Source organism: Marichromatium sp. AB32 (assembly GCF_003718675.1).
Lineage (GTDB): Bacteria > Pseudomonadota > Gammaproteobacteria > Chromatiales > Chromatiaceae > Marichromatium > Marichromatium gracile.
This window is the reverse complement of record NZ_RHFJ01000080.1, coordinates 1-12245: the sequence shown is the minus strand read 5'-3', so window position 1 is coordinate 12245 and position 12245 is coordinate 1. Positions and strand designations below refer to the sequence as shown.

11 protein-coding genes are annotated in these 12245 nt (G+C 69.7%); 2 read left to right on the top strand and 9 right to left on the bottom strand.

Translation table 11 applies throughout. The features are described from left to right. Positions 1–30: 30 nt before the first annotated feature. Together hemF and pabB are read right to left on the bottom strand one after the other, a co-directional pair. Entirely contained in the window at positions 31–954 is a 924-nt protein-coding gene (gene hemF / locus EBL85_RS15600; protein ID WP_123141222.1) for an oxygen-dependent coproporphyrinogen oxidase, read from the bottom strand. Positions 955–1078: 124 nt separating this feature from the next. Further along, positions 1079–2461 carry an aminodeoxychorismate synthase component I gene (gene pabB, locus EBL85_RS15595; RefSeq protein WP_123143387.1) on the bottom strand — a complete coding sequence of 461 codons (1383 nt, stop codon included), beginning with the start codon at positions 2459–2461 and terminating at the stop codon, positions 1079–1081. 123 nt (positions 2462–2584) lie between these two features. Here pabB and EBL85_RS15590 point away from each other — a divergent pair, with 123 nt between their 5' ends. Further along, positions 2585–2950: a 4a-hydroxytetrahydrobiopterin dehydratase gene (locus tag EBL85_RS15590; protein ID WP_123141189.1), complete on the top strand. Its 366-nt coding sequence runs from the start codon at positions 2585–2587 to the stop codon at positions 2948–2950. Positions 2951–3074: 124 nt separating this feature from the next. Here EBL85_RS15590 and rpmG read toward each other — a convergent pair whose 3' ends face one another. The 4 genes from rpmG to EBL85_RS15570 all read right to left on the bottom strand — a co-directional run bounded on the left by rpmG (position 3075) and on the right by EBL85_RS15570 (position 6207). Beyond that, entirely contained in the window at positions 3075–3242 is a 168-nt protein-coding gene (gene rpmG, locus EBL85_RS15585; RefSeq protein WP_005222974.1) for a 50S ribosomal protein L33, read from the bottom strand. Positions 3243–3256: 14 nt separating this feature from the next. Then, the gene (gene rpmB, locus EBL85_RS15580) at positions 3257–3493 is read right to left on the bottom strand and encodes a 50S ribosomal protein L28 (RefSeq protein WP_005222976.1); all 237 of its coding nucleotides are present in this window, start codon (positions 3491–3493) and stop codon (positions 3257–3259) included. A gap of 86 nt (positions 3494–3579) precedes the next feature. Further along, on the bottom strand, positions 3580–5388 hold the full coding sequence (locus EBL85_RS15575; RefSeq protein ID WP_123143386.1) for a sodium:proton antiporter: 1809 nt from the start codon (positions 5386–5388) through the stop codon (positions 3580–3582). A gap of 66 nt (positions 5389–5454) precedes the next feature. Further along, positions 5455–6207, bottom strand: coding sequence for a LytTR family DNA-binding domain-containing protein (locus EBL85_RS15570; protein WP_062274170.1), 753 nt, complete (start codon positions 6205–6207; stop codon positions 5455–5457). A 332-nt stretch (positions 6208–6539) separates the two neighbouring features. Here EBL85_RS15570 and argH point away from each other — a divergent pair, with 332 nt between their 5' ends. Further along, positions 6540–7934 carry an argininosuccinate lyase gene (gene argH / locus EBL85_RS15565; protein ID WP_123141186.1) on the top strand — a complete coding sequence of 465 codons (1395 nt, stop codon included), beginning with the start codon at positions 6540–6542 and terminating at the stop codon, positions 7932–7934. 52 nt (positions 7935–7986) lie between these two features. Here argH and argE read toward each other — a convergent pair whose 3' ends face one another. The 3 genes from argE to EBL85_RS15550 form a co-directional block, all read right to left on the bottom strand. Next, complete coding sequence (gene argE, locus EBL85_RS15560) at positions 7987–9141, bottom strand: acetylornithine deacetylase (RefSeq protein ID WP_123143385.1); 1155 nt, start codon at positions 9139–9141, stop codon at positions 7987–7989. A gap of 97 nt (positions 9142–9238) precedes the next feature. Next, positions 9239–9709 (bottom strand): chemotaxis protein CheW, encoded by a 471-nt coding sequence (locus EBL85_RS15555; RefSeq protein ID WP_123143384.1) that lies wholly within the window; start codon positions 9707–9709, stop codon positions 9239–9241. Next, the coding region (locus EBL85_RS15550) for a response regulator (protein WP_123143388.1) at positions 9706–12245 on the bottom strand (2540 nt) is incomplete at its 5' end. The genes EBL85_RS15550 and EBL85_RS15555, both read right to left, overlap by 4 nt.

Genomic DNA, 12245 nt, shown 5'->3' with positions numbered 1-12245 from the left:
CTCCAGTCGCGACGGCGGCAAGACCACGAATCAAGCGGTCTCGGTCAACCAGTCGCGCGGCGCGAGGAAGCGCTCGTGGAGCTCGGCCTCGGGGCTGCCGGGCTCGGGGGTGAAGTCGTAGCGCCAGCTCACCGCCGGGGGGAGCGAGACCAGGATCGACTCGGTGCGTCCGCCCGACTGCAACCCGAACAGGGTGCCGCGGTCGCACACCAGGTTGAACTCGACGTAGCGCCCCCGTCGATAACACTGGAAATCGCGCTCGCGCTCGCCGTAGACATGCGCCCAGCGCCGCTCGACGATCGGCAGATAGCCGCTGAGATAGTGATCGCCGACGCTGCGCATGAAGGCGAAGCTGTTGTCGAAGCCGTCCTGGTCGAAGTCGTCGAAGAAGATCCCGCCGATACCGCGCGGCTCGTTGCGGTGCGGCAGGAAGAAATAGTCATCGCACCAGCGCTTGTAGCGCGGATAGAGCTCCTCGCCGAAGGGCGCGCAGGCGTCCCGGGCATTGCGGTGCCAGTGCACCGCGTCCTCCTCGAAGCCGTAATAGGGGGTGAGGTCGAAGCCGCCGCCGAACCACCACACCGGATCGTCCTCGGGATGCTCGGCGAGGAAGAAACGGACATTGAGGTGCGATGAGGGCACATAGGGGTTCTGCGGATGGACCACCAGCGAGACCCCCATCGCCTCGTAACTGCGTCCGGCCAGCTCCGGGCGCGAGGCGCTCGCCGCCGCCGGCAGGGCCTCGCCGCGCACGTGCGAGAAGTTGATCCCGCCCTGCTCGAACAGCATCCCGTCCTGCATCACCCGGGTACGGCCACCACCGCCGCCGGGTCGCTCCCACAGATCCTCACGGAAGTCGGCACCACCGTCGGTGTCGCGCAAGGCCTCGCAGATACGATCCTGCAGGGTCAGCAGATAGGACTTCACGGCCTGGGTATCGGGTCGGTCGGACATCGGTGCGCGCCTCGTGCTGGGTTCGATGATGAGCGGGGTTGCGCCACCCAGGAGCGCGGTGGCGCCCCGCCGGGGATCGATCATAGAACAGCCCGGCGCAACATCCACCCATGGCCGACGTCATTCAGGCCCTGCGATCACGCAACCGTTCGAGCAATTCGAGCAGCGGGGCGGCCTTGTCGAAGGTCTCGCGATACTCGGCCTCGGCCTCGGAATCGACGACGATGCCGCCACCGGCCCACAATCGCGTCTGGCCCGCGGCATGCACCAGCGTCCGGATGGCGATGTTGGTATCCATCGCGCCGTCATGGCCGAGATAGCCGATGGCACCGCAATAAGGGCCGCGCGGCGCCGGCTCGAGCTCGTCGATCACCGCCATCGCCCGGCGCTTGGGGGCGCCGGTGATCGAGCCACCGGGGAAGGCCGCGCGCAACAGCTCGACGGCGGAGCGTCCGGGCGCGAGCCGCCCGCTGACCGTGCTCACCAGATGATGCACCCGCGCATAGTGCTCGATCGCGAACAGCGCCGGCACACGCACGCTGCCGTAGTCGCACACCCGTCCCAGGTCGTTGCGCAGCAGGTCGACGATCATCAGGTTCTCGGCGCGGTCCTTGGGGCTGAGCCGCAGCGTCTCGGCCAGGGCACGGTCGCGCGCCGGATCGGGGTGGCGCGGCCGGGTCCCCTTGATCGGCTTGGTCTCGACCCGCCCGTCGCGCACCTCGAGGAAGCGCTCGGGCGAGGAGCTCAGCACCTGCCAGTCCGGTCCCTGCAGATAGGCCGAGAAGGGCGCGGCATTGAGTTCACGCAGCAATCGATAGGCGTGCCAGGGATGACCGCTGGCAGACACCGAGAAGCGTTGGGCGAGATTGACCTGATAACAGTCGCCGGCGTGCAGATAGGCGTGGATGCGCGCGATCGCCTCGACATAGGTGGCATGCGACCAGTCGGGGCGCACCGCTCCGTGGGTGCGATAGGGCGGCAACCGCGGCGCCGCCGCCTCGAGCAGGCGCGCGCGACGCTCGAGTTCATCCTCGGTCGGGGCGAACAGCCGGGCACGCCGCTCGTGATGATCGACCACCAGGCCCCAGTCATAGAGCCCGACGGAGAGGTCGGGCGGCGCACCCGGCTCGCGCACCCGCTCGGGCAGCCGGTGCAGACGGCGCCCGAGGTCGTAGCCGAACAAGCCGATGGCGCCACCGGCGAAGGGCAGCCCGTCGGGGCAGGGGCGTGACGGACCGAGGGCCTCGGCGAGCAGGCCGAAGGGATCGGCGCCGGAGCGACGCCGGGCACCGTCGGCCTCGATCAGCGTGGTCTCGCACCCGCGCGTCACCAGCACCAGGCGTGGATCGGCGCTGAGGATGTCGTAGCGTCCCTGGTCGGTGAAGGGTCGCCCGCTGTCGAGCCACACCGGCCAGCGGCGGCACAGCAGCGGCGCGAAACGCGCCGCGCAGTCCTCGACATAGGGGAGCTCGCGGGTCAGCGGACCCGCCGGGTGACGATCAGGCATCGGTGATCGGTTCTCGTGACAGACGACCGCCGGCAGACTTGGCGATACCGCGCCCCACCCTCACTGTCGAAGCGACGAGGCGGGACGCAGCCGCGCCCGCAGACCTGCGGAGGAACGACGACCATGGCGACCCCACGACCACTGTCATCACCCGATATCACCCGACGGCTGAACGAGGCGCTGCCACACTGGCGCCATCAGGACGGCGCACTGAGGCGCGACTATCGCACCGGCGGCTGGCGGGCGACGCTGCTCGCGGCCAACGCCATCGCCCATCTCGCCGAGCTCGCCTGGCATCATCCCGAGCTGGAACTCGGCTACGATCATGTCGGGATCCGGCTCAGCACTCATTCGGCCGGCGGGGTCACCGACCTGGACCTGGCGCTGGCCGAGGAGATCGAACGCTGGCTCGGATGGCGTCCGGGGCCGGACTCAGCGTTGAGCGGTACCCCGGCGGAACATGCCTATCTCATCGACGATCCAGGATGACCGAGAGACCGACACGAAAAAAGCCCGCGATATGCGGGCTTTCATCGATGCTCGGGCGCGTGGCACCGAGATCGCGACCTGCGCTCGGTCGACTGCAGGGGCAGATCATGCCGCATAGGCGGACTTACTTGATCTTGCCTTCCTTGTACATCACGTGCTGGCGAACGACGGGATCGAACTTCTTGATCTCCATCTTGCCGGGCTGATTGCGCTTGTTCTTGGTCGTGGTGTAGAAGTGACCGGTCCCTGCGCTCGAGTTGAGACGGATCTTTTCGCGTGCTGCCTTGGCCATGGTGGATTCTCCGGTTAGACGCGCTCGCCACGTGCGCGGATATCGCCGAGCACGGTGTCGATGCCCTTCTTGTCGATGATCCGCATGCCCTTGGCAGAGACCCGCAGACGCACCCAGCGGTTCTCGTTCTCCACCCAGAAGCGGTGAACGTGCAGATTCGGCAGGAAGCGACGCTTGGTCTTGTTGTGAGCGTGCGAGACATTGTTGCCGGTAATGGGACGCTTACCGGTTACCTGGCATACCTTGGACATGGCGAAGATCTCTACGAAGTCGTCGAGCGTTTGAGTACATAAAGAAGCGGGATCCTAGCACGAGAATTCAATTAGATGCAAGCACTTCACCCCCGCTCGTCACCTCCCCCGCCCCGCTCACCCTTGGGGCCGAACCACAGTACCCGCTGTCCCGGGGCCGCCCTGAAGGGGGCGTCGGCGGCAGCCAGACGCACCCCCTCGGCGGCATCGATCAACAACACCAGGCGTGCACCCTCGGGCAGGCTGCGGCGCAATGCATCGAGGTCGAACCCCTCGCCGAGACGGGTGACCTGGAAGGTCCAGCCGCGATACCACTCACGCTGCAGGTCCTCGAACTGCAGCCCTTCGGAGAGGAAGGGCCGACCGCGTGATCCGGCGCCGGGACGACGCTGCGCGTGCCCGGACTCGACCGGGAACTGATAGACCCGGCGCCGCTCGAAGGCCGGCGCATACTGGGCGCAGATCAGCGAGTCATAGGCGTCGTTGCCGCTGATCGCCAGCAAGCTGCCGAAGTCGGTCAGCTCCAGCTCGCCCTCGGCGTGCTCGGAGAGCAGCTCGCCGTAATAGACCGGCACCCCGGCCTGGCGCGCCGCGCGCAGCCGATGCCAGGAGCGATCGGCGAGTCGCACCGGCACCTGCTGGGCGTGCAGGGTCTCGGCGAGGGCGCAGCTCCAGGGACTGGCGCCGCAGATCAGCAGCCCCTCGCGGGCCGCTGCGCTCAGCCCCAGGCGCCGCGCCAGCCAGCCGAGCGAGAAGCCGTGCGCCACCACGGTGACCAGGATCAGCGTGAACACCAACGGCAGCAGCAAGGCGCCATCGGCAAAGCCGCGCGCCACCAGCCCCGGCCCCAGCACCCCGGCGACCGCCGCGGCGACGATCCCGCGCGGCGCGATCCAGCCGAGCAGCACCCGCTCGCGCCACTCCAGCCCGGAGCCGAGGGTAGCGAGCAGCACCGCCAACGGCCTGACCACCAGCACCATGGCCACGATCAGCAGGGCGCTGCGCCAGTCGAGCGCGAGCAGGATCTCGGGGTCGAGATCGGCCGAGAGCAGCAGAAAGATGCCCGAGACCAGCAGCACCGCCACCGATTCCTTGAAGCGGCGCACCTCCTCGATGCTCGGCAGCCCCATGTTGCCGAGCACCACGCCCATCACCGTCGCCGCCACCAGCCCGGACTCGACGAAGACCAGGTTGGCCAGCGCGAACACCCCGAGCGCGACCCCGAGCGCCAGCGCGCCCTTGAGATACTCCGGCACCTGACCGGCGAGATAGAGCCGACCCAGCGACCAGCCCGCCGCGGCACCGAAGGCCGCCGCACCGATCAGCCCCAGCAGCAGCTCGGCAAGGGTATGACCGAGTTCCGGCGACCCGGGCGAGACCATCGCCTCGAACAGCACCACCGCGAGCAGCGCACCGATCGGGTCGTTGACGATGCCCTCCCACTTCAGCAGCGAGGCCGGGCGCCGCCGCAGCCGCGCCTGACGCAACAGCGGCAGGATCACCGTCGGCCCGGTGACCACGGCGATGGCGGCGAACACCAGCGCCACCGACCACGACAACCCGCCGAGCAGATGCGCGGCCAGGGTCCCCAAGCCGAGACTGAGCGCCACCCCGACGGTGGCCAGACGCCACACCCCGGCGGCGGTCTGGCGCAGCTCGTGCCAGCGCAGGCTGAGCCCGCCCTCGAACAGGATCGCCGCCACCCCGAGCTCGATCAGTGCCGGATAGGCCGGTCCCAGCGACTCGCTCGGTCGGATCACCCCCAGCACCGGCCCGGCCAGCAGGCCGCAACCGAGCAGCAACACGATGGTCGGTACCCGCGCGCGCCAGCCGACCCACTGCACGGCGATACCGAGCGCGGCGATCAGTGCGAGGGTTTCGGTCAGGTTGGACATGATTGGAGCCCTGGGGGCGACGCTGCGGATCCCAAGCCCGCAAGCACCCCGCAGGGGCGTCCGCGATCACGGCCCGGCGCGCAACCAGCGACGGATCTGGGCGAGATGGCGACGGCTCACCGTCAACCGCTCGGGACGCCCCTGCAGCCGCGCCACGGTCGAGCCGTCGGGACGCTTCTCCAGCCCCTCCAGCCGACTGCGCGCGACCAGCGCATTGCGATGGATACGCAGAAACAGCTCGGGGAACTCGCGCTCGAAGGAGCGCAATGATTCGTCGACCAGCAACTGGCCCTCGGGATGGTAGACGGTGACGTACTTGTGCTCGGCCTGCAGATAGACGACATCACGCACCGCCACCCGCACCACACTGCCGCGATAGGGCGCGCTGATCTCGCTGCGCCGCTCCTCGCCCCGGCCCGGCCAGGAGGGGCGGTTGGCCGCCTGACGCCCCCAGGCCAGCCCCTGACTGCGCCGCAGCACCGCCTCCAGCCGCTCGCCCTCGACCGGCTTGTCGAGCCGTTCGAGCACCGCCGGCGGAGCCAGCAACTCGCCACCACGGGCGCGCTCGCCGGGGGTCATCAGCACCACCCGTGGCGGACGCTCCAGGGTGGCCAGCCGTGCCGCCGTCTGCAGGCCGTCAAGCCCGGGGATCTGCAGATCGAGCAGGACCAGATCGATGGGTTGGCGACGACAGCGCTCGATCGCCTCGAGCCCGTTACAGGCCTCTCCGGCCACTTCGTGGTCTCCCTCGGTCTCGGCGAGCAGCTGACGCAGCCGCTCGCGTGCCGAGGTTTCATGATCGACGACCAGGATCTTCATGCTGACTCACCCCTATCCATGGATGGATTACAGCGTTCACGGGAGAGGAACAGTGCCCCCCGCGACGCAGGGTGGCTCACACCCTGCGCATTCGCATTCCAATGGGTCTTCAGAGCGAGGCTCTCAACCCCACTCCTCGCCCCTTCCCTGTGCACGAGGCCCCGGCGGGACCGCCGTCACGCCCCTCAAGGATGGGCCGTTGCCGGGCCCGGCTCAAGTCGATCGTGTGTACCACACCGCCCCATCCCGCACCAGCGCCGGGGGGCACCTGCCAGCAGGCGCCGGACAACGTGTAGAATCAATGGATTCTCAACCCCCCGGATCACTTGAGCATGCACGACACCAACCAATCCGCCAAACCCTGGGCCGGGCGCTTCAACGCCCCCACCGATGCCTTCGTCGAGGCCTTCACCGCCTCGGTCGACTTCGACCGCCGACTCTATCGCTACGACATCCAGGGCTCGATCGCCCACGCCACCATGCTCGCCCGCCAGGGCATCCTCACCGAGGCCGAGCGCGACGCCATCGTCGACGGGCTCGAGCAGGTGCGCGCGCGCATCGAGGCCGGCGAGTTCGAGTGGTCGATCCCGCTCGAGGACGTCCACATGAACATCGAGTCGGCGCTCACCCAGGCGATCGGCGACGCCGGCAAGAAGCTCCACACCGGGCGCTCGCGCAACGATCAGGTGGCCACCGACGTGCGCCTGTGGCTGCGCGAGGAGATCGACACCATCGCCGGCGAGATCCGTCGCCTGCAGCACGCGCTGCTCGATCTCGCCGAGCGCGAGGCCGACACCGTGCTGCCCGGCTTCACCCACCTCCAGGTCGCCCAGCCGATCACCTTCGGTCATCACATGATGGCCTGGTTCGAGATGCTCGAGCGCGATCGCGACCGCCTCCTCGACTGCCGCCGTCGGCTCAACGTGATGCCGCTCGGCGCCGCCGCGCTCGCCGGCACCACCTACCCCATCGATCGCGCCCACACCGCCGCGCTGCTCGGCTTCGATCGCCCCGCCGAGAACTCGCTCGACGCCGTCTCCGATCGCGACTTCGCCATCGAATTCAGCGCCGACGCGGCGATCCTGATGATGCACCTGTCGCGCTTCTCCGAGGAGCTGATCCTGTGGTCCTCGGCACAGTTCGGCTTCGTCGAGCTCTCCGACAGCTTCTGCACCGGCTCCTCGATCATGCCGCAGAAGAAGAACCCCGACGTGCCCGAGCTGGTGCGCGGCAAGAGCGGTCGCATCTTCGGCCACCTGATCGGCCTGCTGACCCTGATGAAGGCCCAACCCCTGGCCTACAACAAGGACAACCAGGAGGACAAGGAGCCGCTGTTCGACACCGTCGACAACCTCAAGGGCTCGCTCAAGGTGTACGCCGACATGATGGCCCATGTCAGCTGCAACCACGAGCGCATGCGCGAGGCCGCGCGCCAGGGCTTCAGCACCGCCACCGACCTCGCCGACTATCTGGTGCGCAAGGGCATCCCCTTCCGCGACGCCCACGAGATCGTCGGCAAGGCCGTCGCCCTCGGCGTGCGCGAGGGTCGCGACCTCGCCGAGCTGCCGCTGGAGTCGCTGCAGCAGTTCTCCGAGGCGATCACCGACGACGTCTACGCGGTGCTCACCCTCGACGGCTCGGTCGCCGCACGCGACCACCTCGGCGGCACCGCGCCGAACCAGGTACGCGCGGCCATCGCCCGCGCCCGCCAGCGCCTCGCCGACTGAGCGCACCCACCCCGCGCCGTCGGCGCGGGGTGACGCGGCGCACGCCGCGGACTCAGTTCAGACAGAACTCGCGGATCAACCCGCGCAGCAGCGTCAGGGTCGGCGGGATGCGCTCGAGCGCGAGGAACTCGTCGGGCTGATGGGCCTGGGCGATGTCGCCCGGACCCAGCACCACGGTGTCCATCCCCAGCTGATTGAGGAAGGGCGCCTCGGTGCCGAAGTTGACCGCCTCGGCCGGGTGCCCGGTGAGCCGCTCGCAGGCCCGCACGATAGCCGCCTCGGCGGCGGTCTCGGCCGGCGGGATGGCCTCGAACAGGGGCGCGACCGTCCACTCCAACCCGCGGCGCCGACCGACCCCGGCGACCCGCTCGGCGAGCGCGGCGCGCACCGTCTCGGCCGACATCCCCGGCAACAGCCGCAGATCGATCAGCAGCTCGCACTCGCCACAGATCCGGTTGGGGTTGTCGCCGCCGTGGATATGGCCGAGGTTCAGCGTCGGCGTGGGGATCGCGAAGGCCGGGTGATGATGCCCCTGACGCAGCTCCTCGCGCCAGGCCAGCAGCGCCCCGATCACCTCGTGCATGCCTTCCAGCGCACTGTTGCCGAGCGCCGGATCACTGGCGTGACCACTGCGCCCGATCAACCGCAGCGACTCGTTCATCACCCCCTTGTGCAACCGCACCGGACGCAGCCCGGTGGGCTCGCCGATCAGCGCGTGACGACCGAGCCTGCGCCCGGCGGCGACCAGCGCCCGCGCCCCGTTCATCGCCGACTCCTCGTCGGCGGTAGCGAGCAGCGTCAGCGGCGCGCGCAGATCGGCGCCGTCCAGCCCGCGTGCGGCCTCCAGGACGAGCGCGAAGAAGGCCTTCATGTCAGCGATGCCGAGCCCGTAGTAACGCCCGTCGACCTCAGTCAGGCGCAGCGGATCGTGGCTCCAGCGCGACGCGTCGAAGGGGACGGTATCGGTATGTCCGGCGAGCACCAGCCCGTCCGTCCCCGCGCCCAGGGTCGCCACCAGATTGACCTTGCCGGGATGCCCCGGCACATCGAGCACCTCGACGCGGAAACCGGCCCGCTCCGTCCACTCGGCGAGCAGTGCCACCAGCGGGCGATTGCTCTGATCGAGGGCGGGGTCGACACAGCTCACCGACGCGGTCGAGACGAGTGCCCCGAGCATCTGCTCGAGCCGGGGTGGATCGACGGACATATGACGAACTCCTGAGGGTCGAGGATGGGCATGTCGAGTGACGGCGACAGCGGACCGGGAGACACGGTTTAAGTGCCGCTCGCGCCGCCGGGACGAGTCAGTCCGACGCCTGGGCGGCGAGCAGGGCGCGCTCGAGCGCGGCGAAATCGGGCAGCCAGGCGTGACGCTCGCCGAGCGCGAGCGCCGACAGGGCGAAGGGGTGCGGGTCCTGCTCCGTGATCAGGTTGTCCGGCGCCGCCCGCTCGAGCCGCGGCATGCCGCGACTGTAGAGCGCGACGAAGGGCAGCGCCGGGTTCCCCGCGGGCATGAAGCAGACCACCACCCGCGCATGCGCCCGCCCTCGCCCCTGCCCCTCGGGCGGTGGCGCAAAGGCCACCGCCGGCACCCGCCGACCACGCCACTGCAGCTCACCGAGCAGCCACTCGGGCGTATCGGGGAGCGGCTGCACCGCGTCTGCCGAGACGATCTCGGCCACCGCGCTCGCCGGCACCAGCAGATCGCGCCCCTGGGTGGGCAGCAACATCACCCGCACCTCGCCGTGATCGGCGCCTTCCTGTCGCGGGATCATGACGCAGCCCCCGTGAGCACCGAGGCGATCTCGCCGAGCAGCTGCGACTCCTGATAGGGCTTGCCGAGATAGCGGTCGACACCGAGATCGAGGGCGTGCTTGCGGTGCTTCTCGCCGGTGCGCGAGGTGATCATGATGATCGGCAGCGCGCGCAGTCGCTCGGAGCGACGGATGTGGCGGGTCAGCTCGAAGCCGTCCATCCGCGGCATCTCGATATCGAGCAGCAGCAGGTCGGGCATCCGCGCATCGAGCAGGGTCAGCGCCTCGACCCCGTCCTTGGCGGTGATCACCTCCATGCCCTCACGTCGCAGCAGGCGGCTGGTGACGCGGCGCACCGTCAGCGAGTCGTCGACCACCATCACGCACACCGGACTCTCGCCGCGGGTGTCGGCGCCGCGGGCCGGGCGGTACTCCTGCAGCGCCTTGGAGCGCAGCAGCGCCAGGGCATCGAGGATCAGCGCCACCCGACCGTCGGGCAGCACGGTGCCGCCGCTCAGCCAGCGCACATCGGCCAGCTGCGGACCGAGCGGCTTGACCAGGATGCGCTGGCTCTCGATCAGGCTGTCGACCTGCAGCGCCACGCGCTGCTCGCCGACCCGTGCCAGCAGCAGCGGCAAGCGGCGCTGCTCGCCGAGCTCGGGCTCCTGGTGCGGATCGAGCACGCCGCCGAGATAGACCACCTGATAGTCCTGGCCGAGATGACTGAAGCGACGTTGGGCGCCGGCGTGGATCGCGACGAGCTGCTCGCGATCGATGCGCGCCACCGCCTCGACGCTGCTGTGCGGCACCGCGTAGACGTTCTCGCCGACCTTGACCAGGAAGGCCTCGATCATCGCCAGGGTCAACGGCAGACGGATGGTGAAGGTCGCCCCCTGACCGCGGCGCGAGGTGAGATCGATGCCGCCGTTGGCGGCCTTGATCTCGGAGGCGACGACATCGAGCCCGACCCCGCGCCCGGAGATCTGGGTGACCTCGCTGCGGGTGGTGAAGCCGGGTTCGAGGACGAACTGCAGCAGCGCCTCGTCGGGGATCTCGGCCTCGGGCGAGAGCATCTCGCGGGCGATCGCCTTGGCGCGGATCGCATCCAGATCCATCCCCTTGCCGTCGTCGCTCAGGCTGATCAGCGCATCGTTGCCCTCGCGACGCAGCGCCAGCACCAGCGCGCCGGTCTCCGGCTTGCCCGCCGCGAGGCGCGCCTCGGGGGTCTCCAGACCGTGATCGACGGCGTTGCGCAGCAGGTGCTCGAGCGGCGCCACCAGCCGGTCGAGCACCGCGCGATCGAGCGCCACCTCGGGACCGATCACCTCCAGTCGCGCCGACTTGCCCAGGCTCTCGGCGGTCTGGCGCACCAGTCGGTGCAGCCGCGGCACCACTTGCACGAAGGGCACCAGCCGGGTGCGCAACAGGCCGTGCTGGAGGTCGTCGGCGAGCCGCGCCTGCTGGGTCAGCAGATCGGCGACCTCGCGCTGATAGCCGCCGAGCAACTCCTTGACGCTGCCCAGATCGTCGAGGGTCTCGGCGAGGCTCCCGGAGAGCTGGTGCAGGTTCGAGAAACGATCGAACTCGAGCCGGTCGAAGCCCTGCTCGCCACCCTCATCGGTCTCCGTCTCCTCGCCGCGGCCGCGCAGCTGACGCTGGGTCTCCAGTTCGAGGGCGCGCAGCTGGCCGCGCAGCCGGCTCAACGTCTGCTCCAGCTCGCCGAGGCTGAAGCCGAACTGGGCGTTGCGCTGACTGAGACGGGCGCGATAGATGCTGATCTCGCTGGCGTCGTCGACGAGCTGGTTGAGCAGGTCGGCGCGCACCCGGATCTGCGCCGCGGCGGTCTCCGGCACGCTCGGCGCCGGCGTCGCCGGTGTCGGCTGAGCCGGGACCTCGGAGGTGAGCGGGTGCAGCTCGGCGACCGGCGTCGGGGTCCCGCCGGCGCCACTCGGTTGCTCCTCGACCCCGTCGAGCGCCGCCACCAGCGCCGAGAGGCGCGGCACCGGGGCGCCGCGCTCGAGCGCCTCGACCTGATTGGCGAGGGCGTCGACGGCGCGCTGCGCCAGCTCCAGGGTGGTGTCGGTGATCGCGCGCTGATCGTCGTGGATCGCCTTGAGCCGGGTCTCGAGGGCGTGACTGAGGTCACCGATCACCGTCAGCCCGGTGAGCCGGGCGCTGCCCTTGAGGGTATGGAGGATGCGGTTGATGCCGTCGAGCGGCTCGAGCTGCTGGGGCGCGAGCTGCCAGGCCTGGAACTCGGCGTCGAGCTTGTCGAGCAGCTCGCGCGCGTCCTCCAGGAACAGGGTCGCGAGCTCGGGGTCGGGCGCGGCGACGCTGTCCTCTTCGACGTCGACCGAGGCGGCGACGGCGGGGCGCTCTGGCTCTGGCTCTGGCTCTGGCGCTGGCGCTGGCGCTGGCGCTGGCGCTGGCGCTGGCGCTGGCGCTGGCGCTGGCTCTGGCTCTGGCTCTGGCTCTGGCTCTGGCTCTGGCTCTGGCTCTGGCTCTGGCTCTGGCTCTGGCTCTGGCTCTGGCTCTGGCTCTGGCTCTGGCTCTAGAT